The 23,223-nt window shown below is 63.3% G+C and carries 19 protein-coding genes and 1 pseudogene; 9 read left to right on the top strand and 11 right to left on the bottom strand.

Annotated features, from left to right (window positions below; translation table 11 throughout):
• Positions 1–133 precede the first annotated feature (133 nt).
• From AB5Y50_RS12480 to AB5Y50_RS12465, 4 genes and pseudogenes are all read right to left on the bottom strand, one after another.
• A pseudogene (locus AB5Y50_RS12480) lies at positions 134–474 on the bottom strand (IS481 family transposase); the annotation flags it as partial.
• 205 nt (positions 475–679) lie between these two features.
• Entirely contained in the window at positions 680–2,095 is a 1,416-nt protein-coding gene (locus tag AB5Y50_RS12475; RefSeq protein ID WP_043155092.1) for an efflux transporter outer membrane subunit, read from the bottom strand.
• Positions 2,088–5,237 (bottom strand): efflux RND transporter permease subunit, encoded by a 3,150-nt coding sequence (locus tag AB5Y50_RS12470; protein ID WP_119197469.1) that lies wholly within the window; start codon positions 5,235–5,237, stop codon positions 2,088–2,090. The genes AB5Y50_RS12475 and AB5Y50_RS12470 overlap by 8 nt, the downstream gene beginning before the upstream one ends.
• Positions 5,238–5,254: 17 nt before the next feature.
• A complete protein-coding gene (locus AB5Y50_RS12465) occupies positions 5,255–6,436 on the bottom strand; it encodes an efflux RND transporter periplasmic adaptor subunit (protein WP_010673710.1) in 1,182 nt (393 codons plus the stop codon).
• Positions 6,437–6,590: 154 nt separating this feature from the next.
• Here AB5Y50_RS12465 and AB5Y50_RS12460 point away from each other — a divergent pair, with 154 nt between their 5' ends.
• The 3 genes from AB5Y50_RS12460 to AB5Y50_RS12450 all read left to right on the top strand — a co-directional run bounded on the left by AB5Y50_RS12460 (position 6,591) and on the right by AB5Y50_RS12450 (position 9,227).
• Complete coding sequence (locus tag AB5Y50_RS12460; protein WP_010673709.1) at positions 6,591–7,226, top strand: TetR family transcriptional regulator; 636 nt, start codon at positions 6,591–6,593, stop codon at positions 7,224–7,226.
• 90 nt (positions 7,227–7,316) lie between these two features.
• The gene (locus AB5Y50_RS12455; RefSeq protein ID WP_246875672.1) at positions 7,317–7,880 is read left to right on the top strand and encodes a bifunctional 2-polyprenyl-6-hydroxyphenol methylase/3-demethylubiquinol 3-O-methyltransferase UbiG; all 564 of its coding nucleotides are present in this window, start codon (positions 7,317–7,319) and stop codon (positions 7,878–7,880) included.
• A gap of 168 nt (positions 7,881–8,048) precedes the next feature.
• Positions 8,049–9,227, top strand: coding sequence for a dicarboxylate/amino acid:cation symporter (locus AB5Y50_RS12450; RefSeq protein ID WP_119197468.1), 1,179 nt, complete (start codon positions 8,049–8,051; stop codon positions 9,225–9,227).
• A gap of 63 nt (positions 9,228–9,290) precedes the next feature.
• On the opposite strand, the gene tesB is transcribed toward AB5Y50_RS12450, so the two are convergent.
• The 6 genes from tesB to AB5Y50_RS12420 all read right to left on the bottom strand — a co-directional run bounded on the left by tesB (position 9,291) and on the right by AB5Y50_RS12420 (position 14,558).
• Positions 9,291–10,154, bottom strand: a complete 864-nt coding sequence (gene tesB / locus AB5Y50_RS12445; protein WP_368162925.1) for an acyl-CoA thioesterase II — start codon at positions 10,152–10,154, stop codon at positions 9,291–9,293.
• Positions 10,155–10,405: 251 nt separating this feature from the next.
• Positions 10,406–11,329 carry a 23S rRNA pseudouridine(2605) synthase RluB gene (gene rluB / locus AB5Y50_RS12440; protein ID WP_053288297.1) on the bottom strand — a complete coding sequence of 308 codons (924 nt, stop codon included), beginning with the start codon at positions 11,327–11,329 and terminating at the stop codon, positions 10,406–10,408.
• Positions 11,322–12,014 carry an SMC-Scp complex subunit ScpB gene (scpB, locus tag AB5Y50_RS12435; RefSeq protein ID WP_041213209.1) on the bottom strand — a complete coding sequence of 231 codons (693 nt, stop codon included), beginning with the start codon at positions 12,012–12,014 and terminating at the stop codon, positions 11,322–11,324. The genes rluB and scpB overlap by 8 nt, the downstream gene beginning before the upstream one ends.
• A 41-nt stretch (positions 12,015–12,055) precedes the next feature.
• The gene (locus AB5Y50_RS12430) at positions 12,056–12,937 is read right to left on the bottom strand and encodes a ScpA family protein (protein WP_010673703.1); all 882 of its coding nucleotides are present in this window, start codon (positions 12,935–12,937) and stop codon (positions 12,056–12,058) included.
• Positions 12,930–13,550 (bottom strand): L-threonylcarbamoyladenylate synthase, encoded by a 621-nt coding sequence (locus tag AB5Y50_RS12425; RefSeq protein ID WP_010673702.1) that lies wholly within the window; start codon positions 13,548–13,550, stop codon positions 12,930–12,932. Before AB5Y50_RS12425 ends, AB5Y50_RS12430 begins: the two co-directional genes overlap by 8 nt.
• A gap of 126 nt (positions 13,551–13,676) precedes the next feature.
• On the bottom strand, positions 13,677–14,558 hold the full coding sequence (locus AB5Y50_RS12420; protein WP_039039192.1) for a PHP domain-containing protein: 882 nt from the start codon (positions 14,556–14,558) through the stop codon (positions 13,677–13,679).
• Between the two features lie 424 nt (positions 14,559–14,982).
• On the opposite strand from AB5Y50_RS12420, the gene AB5Y50_RS12415 reads away from it, so the two are divergent.
• Genes AB5Y50_RS12415 through trpA form a run of 6 tightly spaced genes read left to right on the top strand, consistent with a single transcriptional unit; the run spans position 14,983 to position 21,789 of the window.
• On the top strand, positions 14,983–16,617 hold the full coding sequence (locus AB5Y50_RS12415) for an anthranilate synthase component 1 (protein WP_041213211.1): 1,635 nt from the start codon (positions 14,983–14,985) through the stop codon (positions 16,615–16,617).
• Positions 16,610–17,209: an aminodeoxychorismate/anthranilate synthase component II gene (locus AB5Y50_RS12410; protein ID WP_039039194.1), complete on the top strand. Its 600-nt coding sequence runs from the start codon at positions 16,610–16,612 to the stop codon at positions 17,207–17,209. Before AB5Y50_RS12415 ends, AB5Y50_RS12410 begins: the two co-directional genes overlap by 8 nt.
• Positions 17,210–17,219: 10 nt before the next feature.
• Positions 17,220–18,233 carry an anthranilate phosphoribosyltransferase gene (gene trpD / locus AB5Y50_RS12405; protein ID WP_053288294.1) on the top strand — a complete coding sequence of 338 codons (1,014 nt, stop codon included), beginning with the start codon at positions 17,220–17,222 and terminating at the stop codon, positions 18,231–18,233.
• Entirely contained in the window at positions 18,233–19,738 is a 1,506-nt protein-coding gene (gene trpCF, locus AB5Y50_RS12400) for a bifunctional indole-3-glycerol-phosphate synthase TrpC/phosphoribosylanthranilate isomerase TrpF (RefSeq protein WP_103859107.1), read from the top strand. Before trpD ends, trpCF begins: the two co-directional genes overlap by 1 nt.
• A 54-nt stretch (positions 19,739–19,792) precedes the next feature.
• Positions 19,793–20,986: a tryptophan synthase subunit beta gene (trpB, locus tag AB5Y50_RS12395; protein WP_005323481.1), complete on the top strand. Its 1,194-nt coding sequence runs from the start codon at positions 19,793–19,795 to the stop codon at positions 20,984–20,986.
• Entirely contained in the window at positions 20,983–21,789 is an 807-nt protein-coding gene (trpA, locus tag AB5Y50_RS12390; RefSeq protein ID WP_005323482.1) for a tryptophan synthase subunit alpha, read from the top strand. The genes trpB and trpA overlap by 4 nt, the downstream gene beginning before the upstream one ends.
• 199 nt (positions 21,790–21,988) lie before the next feature.
• Here trpA and AB5Y50_RS12385 read toward each other — a convergent pair whose 3' ends face one another.
• Positions 21,989–23,131, bottom strand: coding sequence for an IS4-like element ISAs18 family transposase (locus AB5Y50_RS12385; RefSeq protein WP_041206084.1), 1,143 nt, complete (start codon positions 23,129–23,131; stop codon positions 21,989–21,991).
• Positions 23,132–23,223 lie beyond the last annotated feature (92 nt).

Genomic DNA, 23,223 nt, shown 5'->3' with positions numbered 1-23,223 from the left:
GCCCAAGTGAAACACTTCATGGATACCGTGTCTCCTTTCCCGGGGAATGGCTATGGTACAGCGAAGGTGTAGCACTATTGGGATCAGTTATTTAGAGCAGGCGAACTTATTCATCATTGAGCTCCATCGTCTACTCCCGATGGGTTTTCTCGAGGCACAACAAGCGGCCGAGCTTGGAAAGCAGGTCGTGACGTTGTCATACGCCACTCAGATCGCCCGCACTGACGTTGATGCTTTGCAGACACGTCTTTGTGCAGACCACAGCGGGTACTGGGTTGGATTGGTGAGAGAGTTATCGAGGATGGCCTGTTCAATCTCGGGAGCGACCCGGTTGGGATGTGCCCTTTACAGCCGGGCAGTTTGTCGAGCAAGCCCTCGGCCGATCAGCTTGCAGGCTTTGCTTACGTTATTGAGATCTTTGGCGAGCTTTAACAAGCGGAGTTTACAGCGTACTATTTTCTCGTTGCAGGTCAACGGTGACTCCAGATAACACGGTAGGGATACCGTTTTGTTATCCGGTTTGAAGCCATATGACCACTCCCTTGTGGACAACAGTCAGGTGAATAGCACTTTCATACCTTTGTCACCTGCCTCGATTTGGCTTCTCGACATGACAGATAAAAAAACGGGGCGAACCTAGTGGTTCGCCCCTGATGCTTTTTACGTCAACCCCGAGGGGTCAACCCTGTTTGTCTGATGCCGGCTCTGCGTCCTTCGGCGCCTGCCAGCCGCCACCGACGGCCTTGTAGAGGGCGACCTGGTTACTCAGCTGGGCGAGCCGGGTGCTGATGAGCCCCTGCTTGGCGCTGAACAGGGAGCGCTGGGCATCGAGGCGGGTCAGGTAGCTGTCCACCCCTTGCTCGTAACGCACCTCCGCCAGCCTGAAGTAGGTCTGATTGGCATCCACCAGCGCCTGTTGCGCCTGCAGCTGCTGCGCGTAGTCAGCCTGGGCACCGAGGGTATCCGCGACCTCCTTGAAGGCGGTCTGGATGCTCTTCTCGTAGCTCGCCACCGCCTGCCTGGTCCCCACCTCGGCCACGTCCAGATCCGCAACGCGCTTGCCGCCATCGAAGATGGGCAGATTGATCTGGGGCATGAAGGTCCAGGTGCCGGTGCCGCCGTCAAACAGACCGCTCAGCTGGTTGCTGGCGGTGCCCGCCGTCGCGGTGAGCGAGATGGTCGGGAAGAAGGCGGCACGGGCCGCCCCTATGTTGGCGTTGGCCGCCTTCAGGTTGTGCTCCGCCGCCAGGATGTCCGGGCGTTGCTGCAACAGGCTGGAGGGCGCCCCCACCGGGATCGGCGCCAGTTTCACCTCGGCCAGGGTGGCCGGTTGTGCCGCCAGCACCGGGATATCGGTGCCAAGCAGCAGGGCCAGACCGTTTCTGTCCTGCTTCACCAGACGCTGGTATTGCGCCTGGCTGACCTTGGCGTTTTCCAGTGCCGTGCGCCCCTGGGCCAGCTCCATCTCGGAGGCGGCGCCCAGGCGGTATTTGTGCTCGGTCAGGGCATAGCTCTCCTGCTCGGTGGCGAGGGTCGCCTGGCTCAGGGCCAGCAACTCCTGATCCGCCAGCAGGGTGAAGTAGGCATTCGCCACCGAGGCCACCAGCGCAATCTGGGTGCTGCGCTGGGTCTCGATTTGCGCCAGATAGGTCTCAAGGGCCTGATCTTTCAGGCTCTGGATCCGGCCAAACAGATCCAGCTCATAGGCGGTGATGCCGATGTTGGCGCCGTACTGGCTGCTGATGGTGCCCTGCCCCGTACTACTGAGATCGTCGGATCCCTGCTGGCGGGTGCCGCTGCCACTGGCGGCCAGGGTCGGCAACTGGGCCGCCCGCTGGATACGGTATTTCGCCTCGTAGGCCTCGACGTTGAGGGCTGCCAGGCGCAGATCCCGGTTGCTCTCAAGGGCGGTGCCGATCAGCGTCTGAAGGGCCGGGTCCTGGAACTGCTGGCGCCAGGGGGCAAGTTCCCCCTTGGCGGCCAGGTCAGCTTGCCAGGAGGCGCCTTGGGGCAGCTCGGGGCGCTGGTAGTCGGGGGCCATGGAGCAGCCCCCCATCATCAGGGTCACGCCCAGGGCGATCAGGGTCTTAGTCATGGTTGATCTCCTTGGTGTGGACACTCTCTTCCCCGGCATGCTTGCGTTCGGTGAAATAGCGCATCACCAGCACAAAGAACAGCGGCACGAAGAAGATGGCGAGCACGGTGGCACTGATCATCCCCCCCATAACGCCGGTCCCGATGGCGTTTCGGCTGCTGGCGCCCGCCCCGGTGCTGATCACCAGGGGCAGTACCCCCAGGATGAAGGCGAGCGAGGTCATCAGGATGGGGCGCAGGCGCTGACGCGAGGCCTCCACCACCGCATCCCCGAGCCTCATCCCCTTGTCGTGCAGCTCCTTGGCGAACTCGACGATGAGGATGGCGTTCTTGGCCGACAGCCCGATCGTGGTGAGCAGGCCTACCTGGAAGTAGACGTCATTCTCAAGCCCGCGCAGGGTCGCGGCCAAAATGGCCCCCAGCACCCCGAGCGGCACCACCAGCATGACCGAGAACGGAATGCTCCAGCTCTCGTAGAGGGCCGCCAGACAGAGGAAGACCACCAGGAGCGAGATGGCGTACAGGGCCGGCGCCTGGGAGCCTGCCTGACGCTCCTGGAAGGAGAGGCCGGTCCACTCGATGCCGATCCCTTCCGGCAACTGCTTGACCATCTCCTCGATGGCCGCCATGGCATCACCCGTACTCTTGCCCGGGGCCGCCTCACCGACGATCTCCATGGCGGAGACACCGTTGTAGCGCTCAAGACGGGGCGAGCCGAAGCTCCACTCCGTGCTGGCAAAGGCGGAGAAGGGCACCATCTGGCCCGCGCTGTTGCGCACGTACCACAGCTTCAGATCTTCCGGGTTCATCCGGAAAGGGGCATCCGCCTGCAGATAGACCTTCTTGACCCGGCCTCTGTCGACAAAGTCGTTCACATAAGAGGAGCCCCAGGCCGCCGACAGGGTGTTGTTGATGTCGGTGATGGAGAGCCCCTGGGCCAGCGCCTTCTCGTAATCGATCTTGATGTCGAGCTGGGGCGTGTCTTCCATCCCGTTCGGGCGTACCCGCACCAGGTTGGGATCCTGCGCCGCCATGCCGAGCAACTGGTTGCGCGCCTGCATCAGCTTCTCGTGACCCAGACCGCCGCGGTCCTGCAGGAAGAAGTCGAAGCCGGTGGCCGTGCCGAGTTCCGGAATGGGGGGCAGGTTGAAGGCGAAGACCTGGGCTTCCTTGATGCTGAACAGGAACCCCATGGCGCGGCCGATGATGGCATTGGCGCTGCGCTCTTCCCCCTTGCGCTCGCTCCAGTCCTTGAGCTTGATGAAGGCCATGCCGCTGTTCTGACCGCTACCGGCGAAGCTGAAGCCCGCCACCGTCAGCACGGAGTCCACGTTCTCCTTCTCGTTCTCGAGGAAGTAGTCGCGCATCTCCCCGAGCACCACCTCGGTCCGCTCCTTGGTCGCCCCCACCGGGAGCTGCACCATGGACATGATGACCCCCTGATCCTCTTCCGGCAGGAAGGAGGTGGGCATGCGCATGAAGAGCACCGCCAGCACCGCCAGCATGGCCAGATAGATGATGCCGTAGCGGGTGCCCTGCTTGATCACCTTGCGCACGCCGTTCTGGTAACGGTTGGCGTTGGTGTCGAAGAAGCGGTTGAACCAGCCGAAGAAACCGCGCTGGGCGCCGAATTCACCGTGCTTCATGGGTTTGAGCAGGGTGGCGCACAGGGCCGGGGTCAGGATCAGGGCCACCAGCACCGAGAGCACCATGGCCGAGACGATGGTGAGGGAGAACTGGCGATAGATGGCACCGGTAGAGCCACCGAAGAAGGCCATGGGCACGAACACCGCCGACAGCACCAGGGCGATGCCCACCAGGGCGCCGGTGATCTGGGTCATGGACTTGCGGGTCGCCTCGAGGGGGGAGAGATCCTCCTCGCTCATCAGACGCTCCACGTTCTCCACCACCACGATGGCGTCATCCACCAAGAGGCCGATGGCGAGCACCAGACCGAACATGGTCAGGGTGTTGATGGAGAAGCCGAAGGCCGCCATTACCCCGAAGGTGCCGAGCAGGACCACGGGCACCGCGATGGTCGGAATCAGGGTTGCCCGGAAGTTCTGCAAGAACAGATACATGACGCAGAACACCAGGAAGATCGCCTCGATCAGGGTCTGCACCACCTCCTCGATGGAGATCTTCACGAATGGCGTGGTGTCGTAGGGATAGACGATCTCCATGTTGGCCGGGAAGTAGGCCGACAGTTCACCCAGCTTGGTCCGCACGTGCTCGGCGGTGTCCAGGGCGTTGGCACCGGTCGCCAGCTTGATGGCGACGGCGGCAGTGGCCTGGCCGTTGTAGAGCGCGGTCGCGTCGTAGTTTTCACCGGCAAGTTCGACCCGGGCCACGTCCTTGAGCTGGACCTTGGAGCCATCCTGGTTCACCCGCAGCAGGATGTTGTTGAACTCCTCCACGGTGGAGAGCCGGGTCTGGCCCATGATGGTGGCGGTAAATTGCTGATCGCTCACCGCAGGGGTCCCCCCCAGCTTGCCGAAGGCAACCTGGGCATTCTGGGCCTTGATGGCGGTCTGGATGTCGGCCGGGGTCATCTGCACCCGGTTGAGCTTGTGGGGATCGAGCCAGACGCGCATGGAGTACTGGCTGCCGAACAAGGTGATGTCACCGACCCCGTCCAGACGGCTCAGGGGCTCCTTGATGTTGGCTACCACATAGTCCGCCAGGTCATCGTTGGTCATGGCGCCATCGGTGGAGATGAAGGCGGCCACCATCAGGAAGCTGCTGGAGGTCTTCTGGACCCGCACGCCCTGTTGCTGCACCTCTTGGGGCAGGAGCGACATGGCCTGTTGCAGCTTGTTTTGCACCTGCACCTGGGCGATGTCGGGATCCGTGCCCGGCTTGAAGGTGAGGGTCACGCTGACGTTCCCTGACGAGTCGGATTGCGCCGACATGTAGAGCAGGTGATCCAGACCGGTCATGTTCTGCTCGATGATCTGGGTCACCGAGTCTTCTACCGTCTTGGCGGAGGCCCCCGGGTAGCTGGCGGAGATGCCAACCGCCGGCGGGGCGATGGTCGGGTACTGGGCCACCGGCAGGCCGATGATGGCCATGGCCCCGGCCAGCATGATCACCAGGGCGATCACCCAGGCGAAAATGGGTCTATCTATGAAAAAACGTGCCATGAGGCGACTACTCCATCCTACTGCTTGGTTGCCGGGGTCTGTTGTGCGCTGTTGCCGGCACGTTCAGTGGGCGCCACCACGACCCCGGGTTTGACTTTCTGCAGACCGGCGACGATCACCTTCTCGCCAGCCTTGAGACCGGACTCCACCACCCAGCTGTCGCCGGACATGCGGCCGACCTGCACTTCACGCAGTTCCACCTTGTTGTCCGCCGTCACCACCATGACGGTGGCACCGCCCTTGGGGGTACGGGTCACGGCAGTCTGGGGCACCAGCAGGCCTTGCGGGCGCTCGCCCTCCTGCAAGGTGGCGCGCATGAACATGCCGGGCAGCAGCAGTTGATCCGGGTTGGGCACGATCACCCGCAGGGTCACCATGCCGGTCGCCTCGTCCACGGTCACATCGGAGAACTGGAGGGCTCCTTTCTCGCCATACTGGCTGCCATCTTCCAGCTGGAAGCTGACACCGGCCCCGTCCTTCTCCCCCTGGGTCAGCTTGCCCTCGGCCACCAGGCGCTTGAGGCGCAGCAGGTCGGCGGTGGACTGGCGCACGTCCACGTACATGGGATCGAGCTGGGAGATGGAGGTGAGGCTGTCCGCCTGCTGGGCGGTCACCAGGGCTCCCTCGGTCACCGCCGATTTGCCGATGCGGCCGCTGATGGGGGCCGTGATGCGGGTGTAAGCCAGGTTGATGTTGGCGGTCTGCAATGCCGCCTTGGCGGCCCCGATCTCGGCCAGCTGCTGTTTCCAGGCCGCGTCGGCGTCGTCATACTCCTGGCTGCTGATGGCTTTCACCTTCACCAGCTCGGCGTAGCGCTGGGCCTTGAGGCGGGCGCTGCGCTCGTTGGCCTCGGCCTTGGCGAGGTTGGCCTTGGCGGAAGCCACTTCGGCCTGATAGACGGCGGGATCAATCTGATAGAGCAGTTGACCGGCCTTGACGTCGCTCCCCTCGGTGAACAGGCGCTTGAGGATAATGCCGTTCACCTGGGGACGCACCTCGGCCACCCGCAGGGGGGCGGTGCGGCCGGTGAGCTCGGACAACAGTTGCAGGGGGGCCGTATGGAGGGTGACCACGTCCACGGCGGCGGGAGGCATCTCCCCCATGGCCTGCTGGGCCCCGTCCTTGTCACCACAGCCAGCCAGCAGGCCGCTTGCCAGCAAGGCAAGGCCGACCGAACGTGCGAGAATATGTTTATGCATCAAGTCTCTGAACCTCAGTTTCAATCAAAAAGAAGTGACAAAACCACAGGGTTTATAAGGCCCCTGTTGGTAAAACGGCGAAGATGAGGCAATATACATACATTCATGAATGTATGTAAGAAACTTTTTTCACTTTTAAACAGGACCGGAGTCAATGGCCAGACGCACCAAAGAAGAGGCGCAGCAAACCCGCTGCAACATCATGAGCACGGCCCTGGATCTCTTCTGCCAACAGGGGCTGGCACGCACCAGCCTGACCGATATCGCCAAGGCGACGGACCTCACCCGGGGCGCCATCTACTGGCACTTCAAGAATAAAGAAGAGCTGTTCGTCACCCTGTGGGAGGAGCTGTGTGCCCCCCTCTCCCACCAGCTCGACGCCTGCGTCGACGAGGCGGAGCCGGATCCTCTGGGCAAGCTGCGCAGCTTTCTCAAGGAGGTGATGCTCAAGATCAGCACCGAGCCCGCCCACCAGCAGATGTTCACCATCATGTTCAATCTGGAATCCATGGAGGGAGAGGCCGCCGTCATGCGCGAGCACATGCACCTGCAATCCATGAATTTCTTCAGGGATCTGGAGATCACCCTGGCCAATGCCGTGCGTCGCGGCCAACTGCCCGAGGGGCTGGATCTGCGCCGCGCCGCCACCCTGCTCCACTGCACCCTGGACGGCTACATCATCAACTGGCTGCACTTCCCGGATCGCATCGATCTGATTGAGGAGTCGGACTTTCTCCTCGATACCCTGTTCACCCTCATCGCGAGCCCCACCCTTCGCCGCCACCCCTGAGTCTGCAAGACGCGCCGCCCCCGCCAATGCTCAACAGCCGGGGGCAAACCTGCTAGACTAACGCCCCCCACCACGATGAGCCCGACACCCTTGCCACACGCCCCCGCGCCGGCGCACGACGCCGCCCCTCGCCCCGCCCTCGTGGCAGGCGCCCATGCCCCCTTCCTGGCCCTGCTGGGCAGCGGCCGTCATCTGCTGGAGGCCGGTTGCGGGGCAGGAGAGGATCTGCGCCTCTTTCGCCAGCAGGACCTCACCGTGACCGCCTTCGATGCGAGCCGGGCGCAGGCCGCCGCCGCCTCGCGCCTGTGCGGCCAGCCGGTGCGAGTCTGCCGCTTCGAGCAGATGCAAAGCGTCGTTCCCTATGACGGCATCTGGGCCAGCGGCTCCCTCCCCTGTCTGCCCGAACACGAGATAGTCCCGGCGCTCGGTCATCTGGCCACCCTGCTCAAGGCCGGGGGCCCCCTCTACGCCTCCTTCCCCCACGGGAAGGGCGAACCGCTGCCACGGTCGGGGGAATATCCCCTGCAGACCCGGCTCGACGAGGCGGGGCTGCGACGCCTGATCGCTCCCCTCCCCTTCACCCTGCACCATGGCTGGGTGGGGGAAGATGAGGTGAACGGCCCCTGGCTGCACGCCTTGCTGGTGCGGTGCTGATCCGCGAAAGCCCCCGGGGACAGTGACACCTCACGGCATTCAGCCCATTAACAATATTTAACCCTGAGTTAACCACCATAAAGCAGACAAGATGCGGCGTTTGTGTTAAAAAGCGGCATTAAAATCAAAATTAAATAACAAATCAGACACCAACACCTGGATTCCCCCATGAAACTCGTTCTCAATCTGGTTGCCGGTATCCTCGCCGGCCTGCTGCTCGGTCTCTATGCCCCCGAATGGGTCGCCCGCGTGCTGTTCACCGCCAAGACGGTGATAGGCCAGCTCATCACCTTCACCATCCCGCTCATCATCCTCTTCTTCATCATGAGCGGCATCGCCAGCCTGCCGAAGAACTCCGGCAAGCTGCTGGGCAAGACGGTGGGGCTCTCCTACTGCTCCACCATACTGGCGGGCCTGTTCGCCTTCACCGTGGCGAGCCACCTGATCCCGCACCTGACCACGGCCGCCGAACCCACCGCCGAGGCAGCCACCAAGCTCGCTTCCTACATCAATCTCGAGATCCCGCCCCTGTTCGGGGTGATGTCGACCCTGGCCGCCGCCTTCGTGTTCGGCATCGGCATCAGCGCCACCCAGGCCACCGACCTGCGCCGGGTCGCCGATCAGGGCCGTGACATCATCGACCGCCTGCTGGCACGCGTGATCATTCCCCTGCTCCCCTTCTACATCGCCGGCGTCTTCGTCGAGATGACGGTGGAAGGCACCGTCTTCGCCACCCTCAAGACCTTCGGAGTGGTGCTGGTGATGGCCATCGTCATGCACTGGATCTGGCTCTGCGTCCTGTTCGTCGGCACTGGCCTCGCCCAGGGGCGCTCCCCCGTCATGCTCATCAAGAACATGCTGCCCGCCTACTTCACCGCCCTTGGCACCATGTCCAGCGCCGCCACCATTCCGGTGGCCCTGCAAGCCAGCAAGCGCAACGGCGTGAGCGACGGCATCGCCAACTTCACCGTGCCCCTGTGCGCCACCATCCACCTGTGCGGCTCCACCATCACCCTGGTGACCTGCGCCACGGCGGTGATGTTCCTCTCCGAACACCTGGCCATTCCGGGCTACGGCACCATGGTGCCCTTCATCATGATGCTGGGCGTCATCATGATTGCCGCGCCGGGCGCACCGGGTGGCGGTGTCATGTCCGCGCTCGGCCTGCTTACCTCCATGCTCGGCTTCGGTGAGGCCTCCATCGCCCTGATGATCGCCCTCTACCTGGCCCAGGACAGCTTCGGCACCGCCTGCAACGTCACCGGTGACGGCGTCATCGCCCTGTGGGCCGATCGTTTCGCCCAAAGTGGCGAGCCAGGGCTCAGCACCGAGCAGGACGCAGCCTGATAGCGTAGGCAATAAAAAACGGGAGCCATCGGCTCCCGTTTTTCGTTGGCGCAAGGGGGCGTCTCAGCCCCGGCGACGGATCACCCCTTCCTGCATGGTGCTCGCCACCAATACCCCATCCCGGGTGAAGAACTGGCCGCATACCAGACCCCGACCGCCGCTGGCGCTCGGGCTGTCCACCACGTAGAGCAGCCAGTCGTCCAGCCGGAACTCCCGGTGGAACCACATGGAGTGATCGATGGTGGCCACCTGCATGTCCGGCTCCCAGTAGGAGACCCCGTGGGGCTGCAGGGCGGCGAACAGGAAGTGGAAGTCGGAGGCATAGGCCAGCAGGTAGTTGTGGACCCGCTGATCGTCCGGCACCGGGCCATTGGCCTTGAACCAGGTGTAGCGAAGGGGCTCGTGGACATCCGGGCGAATGGGGTCCACCAGGGTCACGGGGCGAATTTCGATGGGCTTCTCGCACAGGATCTTGTCCCGCAGGGCCGCCGGGATCATCTGCTCGTAGGGACGCACCAGCTCCAGCTCGCTCTTGAGCTGCTCGGGGGGCGTGATGCCGCCCGGCATCTTCGCCTGGTGCTCGAAACCCTCGGCCTCCACCTGGAAGGAGGCGTTGAGGTAGAAGATGGGCTTGCCATTCTGGATGGCCTTGACCCGGCGGGTGGAGACGGTCTGGCCGTCGCGGATGTTCTCCACGTCGTAGACGATGGGCTTGTTGGCATCCCCGGGGCGCAGGAAGTAGGAGTGGAAACTATGGACCTGGCGGTCGCTTGCCACCGTCTGCTTGGCGGCTGACAAGGCCTGCCCCATCACCTGTCCGCCAAACACGGATCGCAACCCGAGATCCTGGCTCTGGCCCCGAAACAGGCCCTCCTCGATCTTTTCGAGCGCCAGCAACGCCAGCAGCTCATCCAGTACCTTGCTCATTGGTTTCTCCTGTCTTTGTGCGCGAAAGGCTAACAAGCCCGTCCCGACAGGGCAACAGCTCCCTCGGCAGGGTCGAAAAAAAGAAAGAGAAATTGATGAAAACAAAAATGCATTAGTAAAAGAAATGAAAAAGCCCCCTGCGCCGCCCTCTTTGTCGTACCAGGCCGGGAACATCTCCGGAACACAAAAAAGCCCGCACCTTGGGGGGCGGGCTTGTGGCGTCTCCGGGGCGAGCGGCCCGTGGTGGCGGCTTACTTGCTGCCGGTGCCGGAGTTGCGGGTCGAGGCTTGCGGCTTGCGACGGGCGGTGGTGCTGCGAGCGCGCGGCTCCTTGCCCTGCATCTCCTTGTGGCGCTTGACGGCGCGACGGATCTGGGCGGCCTGCTTGTGGCGGGTGCTCTTGCCATCCTGCTGCAGGTCGACCTTGGATTCGGTCTCGTTGGGCAGGTTGACCAGGCCGCGCAGGTAGTTCACCTCGGGGAGTTTCAGCTCCTGCCAGCCGCCGCGGGGGATGCCGCGATCCAGGGTGACGTCGCCGTAGCGGATACGCATCAGGCGGCTCACCTGCACTTCCTGGGACTCCCACAGGCGGCGCACTTCCCGGTTGCGGCCCTCGGTCAGGGTGACGTTGAACCACTGGTTCAGACCCTCGCCACCGGCGGGCTTGATCTTGTTGAACTTGGCCATGCCGTCTTCCAGCTGCACGCCCTTGCGCAGGCGCTGCAGCATGGCTTCGGTGATCTCGCCAAAGACGCGCACCGCGTATTCCCGCTCCACTTCGTGGCTCGGGTGCATCAGGCGGTTCGCCAGCTCGCCGTCGGTGGTGAACAGCAAGAGACCTGAGGTGTTGACGTCGAGGCGACCCACCGCAATCCAGCGGGCGCCATCCATCTTGGGCAGACGATCAAACACGGTGGGACGTCCTTCCGGATCGTGGCGGGTACACATCTCCCCTTCGGGCTTGTGGTAGGCCAGCACGCGGCAGATCACTTCCTCTGCGGCGCGGGTCTTGACCTGGTGGCCATCCACCCGGATCACGGCGTTCACTTCGACGCGATCCCCCAGCGTGGCGACCTTGCCATCCACGCTGACCCGACCTGCGGTGATCAGGGCCTCCATCTCACGACGGGAGCCTTGACCCGCGCGGGCCAATACTTTTTGCAGTTTTTCACTCATCGGGTTTACCTGATTGTTGATCGCTGCCCGCCGACATCGCGGACAACCTTGGCTCTTGTGGGAAGGCCCCGTTGGTCTCCCCACCATGTTCATGCTCAGCACGGCCTGCCAGAGGCTGACCGTCACCGCCCTCGCCCGGCATGAGCGACAAGGGGGCCTGCAGCTCGGGATCCAGCTCGGGGAGCTGCTCCAGACTCTGCAGGTTGAAATAGTCCAGAAATTCACGGGTGGTGGCGAGCAGCTCGGGGCGACCCGCCACCTCCTTGTGGCCGATGCTGCGCACCCAGCCACGCTCCTTGAGGGTGTTGACGATCTGGCTCGACACCGCCACCCCGCGGATGGCTTCTATCTCCGCCCGGGTGATGGGTTGACGATAGGCAATCAGCGTCAGCGTCTCCATCACGGCGCGGGAATAACGGGGAGCTCGCTCGCTCCACAGGCGCGACAGCTCCTCGGCATACTCCTGGCGGGCCTGGAAACGCCAGCCGGAGGCCACCTCTTTGAGCTCGACCCCCCGCTCGCTGTAATCCTGTCTGAGCTCTGCCAGCAGCAGCTGGACATAGCGGCCGGTGACCGGGTAGTCCGAGAGCACGCTGCCCTTGATTTCGCTCACCGTGAGAGGACGGCCCGCCACGAAGATCGCCGCCTCGATCAGGGTCTTCAATCGTTCAGCAGGCAGCGCCACGGTGGACCTCCCGGGTCCACGCCCCTGGCGCAGCCCCTCGCTCAGTGTAGATGCTCATGCTCCTCCCCTTTCCCCTGACTGGCCAGGGCAAAATGGATGGGCCCCAGAGGCTCCGCCTGCAAGATCCAGATCAATTGTTCCTTGCACAGCTCCAGCAGGGCCAGGAAGGTCACCAGCACCCCCATGCGCCCCTCCTCGGCCCGCAACACCTGCTCCAGGCGCAGGGTCTGGCCCAGGGAGAGCATGGCGAGGATCTCCGCCATCCGTACCCGGGTCGGGATCTGCTCGCGGCGGATCTGGTGATGTTCAAAATGAGTCGCGCGTTTTACCACACTTTGCATGTAAAGGGCGAGTTCAACCAGAGAAACATCGGGCGCCAATGGCTTCAAGGCACCAAAATCCGGCGCCATGGCGGCGGCGACGAAGATCTCCCGCTCCACCCTCGGCAGGGCATTGACCCGCTCCGCCCCCAGCTTGTAGCGCTCGTACTCCTGCAGGCGACGAATGAGGGTGACGCGAGGGTCTTCTCCCTCCTCCTCGTCTTCCAGCTCCGGGGCCTTGGGCAGCAGCAGGCGGGACTTTATCTCCGCGAGCCAGGCCGCCATCAGCAGGTATTCCGCCGCCAGCTCGAGGTTGAGCCCCTGCATCAGATCCACGTACTCCATGTACTGGGCGGTGATCTGCAGGATGGGCAGGTTGAGGATGTCGAGCTGCTGGCGCCGGATGAGGTAGAGCAAGAGATCCAGCGGCCCCTCGAAGGTGTCGAGAAACACCTCAAGCGCATCGGGGGGGATGAACAAGTCCTGGGGCAGCTCATGGTAGGGCTGCCCCAGCACGGTGGCGATGGGCGGGGGAAGGGAAGCCTCCCCCGTCGTGCCCGCGGGGGTTGTCAGCGCGGGCACGGGGTCGGCAAGATCACTCAAACGGCGTCGGATCCCCGGCACCGCGGCGACGCAGCACGGGCTCGTCGTCGGAGAAGTCCACCACAGTGGTGGGCTGCTCGCCCAGATACCCGCCGTTGACCACCAGATCCAGCTGCTTGCCGAGCTTGTCGGCAATCTCCTCGGGGTCGAACTCCGCCATCTCGGAGCCCGGCAGGATCAGAGTGGTGGAGAGCAGCGGTTCACCAAGGGCCTCGAGCAAGGCCAGCGCGATGTTGTTGGCCGGGACCCGGATGCCGATGGTCTTCTTCTTCTCGTTCATGAGGCGACGCGGCACCTCCTTGGTGGCTTTGAAGATGAAGGTGTAGGGTCCGGGGGTGTTGTTCTTGACCAGCCGGAAGGCGGTGTTGTCCACCTTGGCGTAAGTGGAGATCTCCGAAAGATCCCGACACACCAGGGTGAAGTCGTGGTTCGGCTCGATGCGACGGATGCGGCAGATGCGCTCCAGGGCATCCTTGTTGCCCATCTGGCAGCCCAGGGCGTAGCCGGAGTCGGTGGGATAGACGATGACGCCGCCGTTTTGCAGGATCTGCACCGCCTGGCTGATGAGACGAACCTGGGGATTGTCGGGATGTACGTAAAAATGCTGACTCATATGCTCTTCTCGCGATAGGGGGCACGCTCGTTGCCCGCTTCATGGTCAAGGGCCCCTTGGCCCATGACACTACCTTAACCTGTTTGACGCAGACTCGCCTGCATCAAAGATGCCGGCCCGGGGCGCTCAGCGGCTGGCCAGCAGGCCCGCATGCTCCTCGGGGGTGAGCCCGAAATGACCGGGGTGACCCAGCCACAGCGGCATCCCCTCCTTGGGGAGCCAGAGGTGGCGGCCAAGCTCGGTCCAGTTGGAGGGGAAGTGAAAATCGGACCCCACCGAAATATAGAGATCGTGCTCCCTGGCCCACTGGCCGAGATTCGCCCGCTCCTGTGGGCTCTGCTGGGGCAGGGAGACCTCCATGGCATCCCCCCCGACGGCCTTGAAGGCCACCAGCAGCCGCTTGATCCACTTGGCGGTGAGATTGTAGCGGCTCGGGTGGGCCAGCACCGCCAGCCCGCCTGCGGCGTGGATGGCCTCGATGGCCTCCCCCATCCCGGGCCACTCGGCGGGCACATAGCCCTTGTTGCCCCGGCTCAGGTACTTCTTGAACACCTTCTGCATATTGTCGGCCACCCCGCGCGCCACCAGCACCCGGGCAAAGTGGGCCCGGGTCACGGCGGCGTCACCGGCGAGCTGCTTGGCCTCTTCATAGGTGCCCGGGATGAGGCACTTCTCCAGACGACGCCCGATCTCCTCGGCGCGCGCCTCCCGGCGAGCCCGCTGCCCTGCCAGAAAGGCGAGCAACTGGGGATTTTTCTCGTCCACCCCGAGGGCCACGATGTGGATCTCGTGATGCTCCCACCCGGTGGAGATCTCCACCCCGCTCACCAGGCGCAGTGGCAACTGGTCGGCCGAGATGGTCTGGCGCACCTCCTCAAGCCCGTCGAGGGTATCGTGGTCAGTGACCGCTAACACCTCCACCCCTTTTTCGGCGGCGCGGCGCACCAGGTCGGCGGGGCTCAGCACCCCGTCCGAGGCGGTGGTGTGGCAATGCAGATCGAATCTCATCGGCGTGTTTCGCTCTTGTTTGGGACCTGCCTGGAAAAGGCCGGCAAAAAAGCGACTTGACTTGGCCGCGGCTTTATCGTTTTCTGTAGGCACTTCATTGCAAACATCTTTTTACAGGACTCAATCTCATGCAAGCGACTTCCATCCTGACCATCTGGTGGTGGCACACTCCCTGACATGCGGGCGTGTGGTCGTTGCTGTACCTGTAATCTGACAGCAAGTTAAGAACCCAAAGAAAAAGCCCGCTGACCCCAGCGGGCTTTTTTATTATCCGGCAAATGGACCTGTGATGAAACCGACAATTCAGAGAAGCACACTGACATGGCGATGGCGAACTCGCTGACGTGACCCGAACCCGACCCATTTTCAAGAGAGACAGCGCCATGACCATCGGTGACACACAACACATGCAAGGGAAGGCATTATGACAGGCAACAAGACCCGTTTGCCCCTGGGCGAATTCGATACCATCCGGCTCAATGCCCCCTATGTGACAGACCCCCTGGCACTCTATACCCGACTCTGCCAGGACAGACCCAACAACCTGCTGCTCGAATCGGTGGAGATCGACTCCAAGGCCGGTACCCAGAGCCTGCTGCTGGTGGATGCCTGCCTGCGCATCGAGTGCCGCGGCCGCGCCGTGCAGGTGCGCCCCCTCGGCGACAACGGCGCCGCCCTGCTGCGCCTGCTGGAGCAGCGCCTGCCCGCCGTCATCACCCAGACCCGGGTGGCGGACGAGCTGCACCTCGACTTCCCGGCGTCCGATCGGGAGCTTGACGAAGACAGCCGCCTCAAGGGCAGCAGCGTGCTGGACGTGCTGCGCACCCTGCAGCGGGAGCTGCAATGCCAGCAGGGCAAAGAGGCCCTCTTCATGGCGGGCAGCTTCGCCTACGACCTCATCGCCTCCTTTGAAGACTTGCCCGAGGTGCCAGAGGGGAGCAACGACTGCCCTGACTACTGCTTCTATGTGGCCGAGACCCTGATCACCATCGACCACATCAAGCAGAGTACCCAGTTGCTGGCCTGCCTGTTCGGCGGCGAAGAGGATGAGCAGCTGGACGCGCGCTACGCCCGCCTGACCGCTCGCCTCGAGTCCTTCAAACAGGCCTGTCAGCAGCCGCTGCCTGCGCCACAGGGCACGGCGCCGCTGACCGGCGCCCTGGCCGTCGACAAGGGGGACAAGCAGTTCTGCGCCGAGGTCGAGAAGCTCAAGGGCTTCATCCGCCGTGGTGACATCTTCCAGGTGGTGCCGTCCCGCAGCTTCTCCCTCCCCTGCCCGGATCCCGTCGCCGCCTATCGCCGCCTCAAGCAGACCAACCCCAGCCCCTACATGTTCTACGTGCAGGACGAGGGCTTCACCCTGTTTGGCGCCTCCCCCGAGAGCGCAGTCAAGTTCTGCGCCAACAGCCGCCAGGTGGAGATGTACCCCATCGCCGGTACCCGCCGCCGCGGCCTCAACCCGGACGGCAGCATCAACCTGGATCTGGACGGCCGCATCGAGCTGGAGCTGCGTCAGGACGAGAAAGAGGTGGCCGAGCACCTGATGCTGGTGGATCTGGGCCGCAACGACATCGCCCGCATCTCCGCCCCCGGTACCCGCTACGTCAAGGATCTGCTGAAAGTGGATCGCTACAGCCACGTCATGCACCTGGTCTCCCGGGTGGTGGGCACCCTTCGCGCCGACCTTGACGCCCTGCACGCCTACCAGGCCTGCATGAACATGGGCACCCTGACCGGTGCCCCCAAGCTGCGCGCCAGCGAGCTTATCCGCATGGTGGAAGGCAAGCGTCGCGGCAGCTACGGCGGCGCCGTGGGTTACCTGAACGGCGCAGGGGAAATGGACACCTGCATCGTCATCCGCTCCGCCTTCGTGAAAGAGGGGGTCGCCCATGTCCAGGCCGGCGCCGGGGTGGTCTATGACTCCAAACCCCAGGCCGAGGCGGACGAGACCCGCGCCAAGGCGGCGGCCGTGCTGGCCGCCATCGCTGCCAGCCATGGCACCTCCCTGCAGGCCCTCAGCGCCCAGCAGGAACAACACAAGGACGTGAGCCATGACTAACATCTTCCTGCTCGACAACTTCGATTCATTTACCTACAACCTCGTCGACCAGTTCCGCACCCTGGGCTACCCGGTGCGCATCTACCGCAACAGCCTGCCGGCGAGCCGCATCATGCAGGAGATCGACGCCTGCGAAGGGGACGCCGTGCTGGTGCTCTCCCCGGGGCCGGGCGCCCCCCATGAGGCGGGCTGCCTCATCGACCTCATCAAGCTGGCCCGGGGCCGGGTGCCCATCCTCGGCATCTGCCTCGGTCATCAGGCCCTGTGCGAAGCCTACGGCGGCACCGTCGGGGCGGCGGGGGAAATCGTCCACGGCAAGCGCTCCCTCATCGAGCACAACGGCCATGGCGCCTTCGCGGGGCTGCCGAGCCCCTTGCCGGTGGCCCGCTACCACTCCCTGGTGGCCACCTATGTGCCACAAGAGTTGCAGGTGATTGCCCACTATCAGGGCATGCCCATGGCCATCGAGCAGCGTGACGAGCGGGTGCTGGGCTTCCAGTTCCACCCGGAATCCATCATGACCAGCGAAGGGGCCCGCCTGCTCACCCAGGCCCTCGCCCATGTCACCCGTCCAGAAAGCCACGTGCGGTAAGGAAGAGACCATGCATCAACATCTCAACACCCTCTATCAGGGTCAGTCTCTCACCCGCGACGCCGCCCGCGACGCCTTCGGCCAGGTGGTTCGTGGTGAAGTGGATCCCATCGTGCTCGCGAGCCTTTTGACCGCTCTCAAGATCAAGGGGGAGACCCCGGAGGAGATCGCCGGCGCCGCCGAGGCGCTGTTGGCCGAAGCCCGCGACTTCCCGCGCCCGGACTATGCCTTCTGCGACATCGTCGGCACCGGAGGGGACGGCCTCAACACCATCAACGTCTCCACCACCTCGGCCCTGGTGGCCGCCGCCTGCGGCCTGAAAGTGGCCAAGCACGGCAACCGCTCGGTCTCGAGCAAGTCGGGGTCGAGCGATCTGCTCGATAAAATGGGCATCAAGCTCGACATGAGCCCGACCCAGGCCCGCCGCTGCCTGGACGAGCTCGGGGTCTGCTTCCTGTTCGCCCCCCAGTACCACGCCGGGGTGCGCCATGCCATGCCGGTGCGCCAGGCCCTCAAGACCCGCACCCTGTTCAACGTGCTGGGGCCGCTCATCAACCCCGCTCGTCCCAGCTTCCAGCTGATGGGGGTCTATGCCCCCGAGCTGGTGCGCCCTATCGCCGAAACCCTGCTGGCACTCGGCCTGAAAACCGGTATGGTGGTGCACGGCGCCGGTCTCGACGAGATTGCCATCCACGGCCCGACCCAGGTGGCGGAGATCCGCGACGGCGAAATTCGCGAGTACTTGCTCACCCCGGCGGACTTTGGCCTCGACACCTACCCGGTCAGCGCCATCCAGGGCGGTGAGCCCGAGGAGAACCGCGCCATCACCGCCGCCATCCTGGAAGGGCGCGGCAGCCCGGCCCACAACGCCGCCATCGCCGCCAACGTGGCGCCGCTCCTGGTCATGGCGGGCGAGGCCCCGGACTTTCGGCAGGCCGCCGCCCGGGTGCTGGCGGTGCTGGCAAGCGGCCAGGCCGCCCTCCTCGCCCGGGATCTCGCCACCCTGAGCCATCAGGAGGCATGATGTCAGCCACCACCACAGCGTGCCCCAGGGGCACTCACCCAGAACGCCCGACGGGCAACAGCCAGCTTCGCAAGGATAACGAGATGTCAGATGTCATTGCTCCCCACGCCTTTCTGAACATGGCCTCCATCAGCCAGACCATTCTCGGCAAGATCGTGGCGGCCAAGCAGGAGTGGGTCGCCGCCCGCAAGGAGAGCCAGCCCCTGGCGAGCTTCCAGGACGCGCTGACCCCGAGCGATCGGGACTTCGAGGGGGATCTGCGCCAAGGCTCCACCCGCTTCATTCTGGAGTGCAAGAAGGCCTCCCCCTCCAAGGGCTTGATCCGCAACGACTTCAGCCCGGAGGCCATCGCCGACATCTATGGCCACTACGCCACCGCCATCTCGGTGCTGACGGACGAGAAGTTCTTCCAGGGGGATTTCGCCTTCCTGCCCCGGGTACGGGGCCGCGTCCAGCAGCCGGTGCTCTGCAAGGACTTCATGATTGACCCCTATCAGGTCTATCTGGCCCGCCACTATCAGGCGGACGCCATCCTCCTGATGCTCTCCGTGCTCACCGACGAGGGGTATCGCGCCCTGTTCAAAGTGGCGAAAGAATTGGGCCTCGGAGTGCTCACCGAGGTGAGCAACGAGGAGGAGCTGACCCGCGCCATCGACCTCGGCGCCCCGGTGATTGGCATCAACAACCGGGATCTGCGGGATTTGAGCGTCGATCTCGCCCGCACCCGGCAGCTGGCGGCCAGGATCCCGGGGGATCGGGTGGTGATCAGCGAATCCGGCATCAACCACCGCGCCCAGGTGGCGGCCCTGCGCCACCACGCCAAGGGCTTCCTGGTGGGCTCTTCCCTCATGGCGGAGCCGGATCTGGAGGCCGCGGTGCGCAAGCTCGTGCTCGGCCAGAACAAGGTGTGCGGCCTGACTCGTCCCGAGCACGCCGCCGCCGCCCATCAGGCGGGCGCCGTGTTCGGCGGCCTTATCTTTGTGGCGAAAAGCCCGCGCTACGTGGACATTCCCGCCGCCCGCGCCGTGATGGCGGGTGCGCCGCTCTCTTACGTCGGGGTGTTTCGCAATGCCCAGCCCGCCACCATCGCCAAGACGGTGGATGCGCTGGGGCTCGCCGCCGTGCAACTGCACGGGGATGAAGATGCCGCCTATGTCGAGGCACTGCGCGCGCTGCTGCCGGCAGGCTGCCAGATCTGGAAAGCGGTTGGAGTCACAAGTGGCGAGCCCCTGCCCGCCCTCGACTACCAGGTGGATCGCCTGCTGCTGGATACGAAAGTGGGCAGCCAGAGTGGCGGCACCGGCCAGGCGTTCGACTGGGCCCTGCTGGCCAATCTCGATAAAGCCAGGCTGATGCTGGCGGGGGGGCTCAACCCCGACAACGCCCTGCAGGCCGCCCAGGTGGGCTGTGTGGGCCTCGATTTCAACTCCGGGGTGGAGAGTGCCCCGGGCCAGAAGGATGCGCACAAGATGGCGGCGGCCTTTGCCGCTCTGCGAACCCTCTAGTGACATGTACCAAATTAATGAACTGCGTTTGCCTATAAGCACAAGGAATAATGTATGACCCTGCTCAATCCGTTTTTCGGTGAATTTGGTGGTATGTATGTACCCCAGATCCTCATCCCCGCCCTGCTCCAGCTGGAGAAGGCCTTCGTCGATGCCAAGGATGACCCGGCCTTCGTTGCCGAGTTTGGGGAACTCTTGACCGAGTATGCCGGGCGCCCGACGCCCTTGACTCTCACCCGCAATCTGACCAAGGGAACCAAGACCCGGCTTTACCTCAAGCGTGAAGATCTGCTGCACGGCGGCGCCCACAAGACCAACCAGGTGCTGGGCCAGGCCCTGCTCGCCAAGCGCATGGGCAAGAGCGAGATCATCGCCGAGACCGGCGCCGGCCAGCACGGCGTCGCCACTGCCCTGGCCTGCGCCCTGCTCGGCCTCAAGTGCCGGGTCTATATGGGGGCCAAGGATTGCGAGCGCCAGAAGCCGAACGTGTTTCGCATGAAGTTGATGGGGGCCACAGTGATACCTGTGCACTCCGGCTCATCCACCCTGAAGGATGCCTGCAACGAGGCGCTGCGTGACTGGGCTGCCAACTACGACAGCGCCCACTACCTGCTCGGCACCGCCGCCGGCCCCCACCCCTTCCCCACAATCGTGCGGGAGTTCCAGAAGATGATCGGGGAAGAGGCCAAGGCCCAGTGCTTCGAGAAGGAGGAGCGCCTGCCCGACGCCGTGATCGCCTGCGTCGGCGGCGGCTCCAATGCCATCGGCATGTTTGCCGACTTCATCGATGAGCCGTCGGTGCGCCTTATCGGGGTCGAGCCCGGTGGTCACGGCATCGAGAGCGGCGAGCACGGTGCACCGCTCGGTCACGGCAGCAAGGGGGTCTTCTTTGGCATGCACTCCTACCTGATGCAGGACAAGCAGGGGCAGATTCAGGAGTCCTACTCCGTCTCGGCGGGGCTGGACTTCCCCTCCGTCGGCCCCCAGCACGCCCACCTGGCCTCCATCGGCCGCGCCGAGTATGTCTCCGTCACCGACAAGGAGGCGCTGGACGCCTTCCAGGAGCTGGCCAAATCAGAAGGGATCATACCGGCGCTGGAGTCCTCCCATGCCCTGGCCCACGCCCTCAAGATGGCACGCAGTGAACCGGAAAAAGAGCAGGTGCTCATCGTCAACCTCTCCGGCCGTGGCGACAAAGACATCTTCACCGTTGCCGACATTTTCGAGAAAGAAGGAACCTTGTCATGAACCGTTACGCACAACTCTTCTCCCGTCTGGACAAGGCCAATCAGGGCGCCTTCGTGCCCTTCGTGATGCTGGGTGATCCCACCCCCGAATTGTCCCTGGCCATCGTCGATGCCCTGGTCGAAGGGGGCGCCGACGCCCTGGAGCTCGGCATTCCCTTCTCCGATCCGGTGGCGGACGGCCCCACCATACAGGGTGCCGCCCTGCGTGCCTTTGCCAGCCACACCACCCCGGACGACTGCTTCGGCCTGCTCACCCGCATCCGTGCCAAGTACCCGCAGCTCCCCATTGGCCTGCTGGTCTACGCCAACCTCGTCTATGTGCGACACATCGACGGCTTCTACGAGAAGTGCCAGCAGGCGGGCGTGGATTCGGTGCTGGTCGCCGACGTGCCGGTGCAGATGTGCGCCCCCTACAAGGCGGCGGCCGACAAGTTCGGTATCGACAGCATCTTTATCGCCCCGCCCAACGGCGACGCCGAGACCCTGAAACAGGTGGCGGAACTTGGCAGCGGTTACACCTATCTGGTGAGCCGCGCCGGTGTGACCGGTGCCGAGACCAAGGCCGGCATGCCGGTGGATGGCCTCATCAACACCCTGCGCGAGTTCAAGGCCCCCCCCGCCCTGCTCGGCTTTGGCATCAGTGAACCGGCTCAGGTGCGTGAAGCCATTGCCGCCGGTGCCGCCGGTGCCATCTCCGGCTCCGCCGTGGTGAAGATCATCGAGACCCACCACAAGAACCCGGAGCATATGCTCACCCGTCTGAAAGAGTTTGCGGAAGGGATGAAGGCCGCGACCAATCGATAAGGGGCGCACTGGCCAAATGCCCTTGGCCGTGAATGATACGGCTGCGTATCCGCCTCAGCCATAATGATATCAGCGTACCAAAGGGAGCCTAACCGGCTCCCTTTCTATTTCGTATTTGTTGTGATCATCAACATCGTTGTACCGTTTCTTGGGAAGGCAATAGGAGAAGAACCTCAGAGATCCCCTCATTTTTAGAGACTCAAATAATTCCAAGTGTGCGGGTATATAAGCGGTGTTGCTTCAGGTAGTAGATAAATTTATCCATCAACAAGACCGCATTGGCTTCTTTCATTTTAGGTAGCAACTGGTAATAGATGACCCCTTGCCGAAAGAACGAATAGGTTCGGCTCTTGCTGGTATTGACCTTGATCGTTCTCTCTAGACCGACACTGTCTCCAGCCTTACCCAGCAGCGTCAGCAAGACGATGGCCAGGGCACTGAATAAAAACAGTCGGTCGCGCCGGACCGGATTACTGATGTGCACATCTCCCATACCCATGCCGAATTTGTAATCTTTGATATCACGAAAACTGGTCTCGATACCCCAGCGCTGGCCGTATAGTTGCAACGCCTTGGCGGCGCTCAGGTCGGTCCGGTTACTGGCCAGAAACCACGCGTCTTTCATGCCACTCTTATGACAACAATAGACCCGTTCGACAGGCTGTCGCTGCCCAGTTATCTCCACCGCTTTGAGGGTTCGGGTGCGCCCGGTCGGCGTTAGCCAGTCCCGAGCTGGAACCTGCTCTACACCAGGGTAACCAACCAAAACATTTCCTTTAAATCTAATGAGATAAGCAAAGCCTAGCTCTTGCTCCAGGCGTTCGAACAGCTCCATGTAACCAAAGCCGCGGTCAGCTACTACCGTCACGAAGATACCCTCTGGCAACGTCTGCTTGAGCTTGGTGAGCAGCTCTTTCTCATGGGCATTGCGTTGCCCTTTGAGCAACGATTTCCGATGGGTTTTCCACAGCAGCGGAGTACTGCGACCGTGGTTGGTTTGCAGGCTGATAACCAAGGTACTGTGATCATCGGCATCGAATTCGGTCCAGTCCATGGAGACTACGATCTCGGTACGTTCACCGACCACATAGGGCACCCAATCGTCAAAGAGGCTCCAGACATTGAGCTTGGTGTTAGTGAGCAGGCGATCCACCTGTTTAACCGCATGTTTACGTTCGAGACCGTTGGCCAAGGAGAGGCCACTACCGATGGCGTGGATGGCCAGTGAACCTGACTCGATAACCCCGAGGGTAGCATTGGCGAGGGAAAGAACACGCTTGGCATGCATGTCCTGTCCAAATATATCGTCGATGTGGTTGAGGATTAGTTCGTGGTTAAACATGGGGATAGTCTGTTGGGTATTAGCTGGTCAAGGATGGCGATCATACCTCAGAAGCCGCGCCACGCCTCGCTCATATGAGGGGATGGTTAAGG

It is taken from the genome of Aeromonas sp. s6 (genome assembly GCF_040907815.1).
GTDB lineage: Bacteria > Pseudomonadota > Gammaproteobacteria > Enterobacterales > Aeromonadaceae > Aeromonas > Aeromonas caviae.
This window is presented reverse-complemented; position numbering and strand designations above follow the sequence as displayed.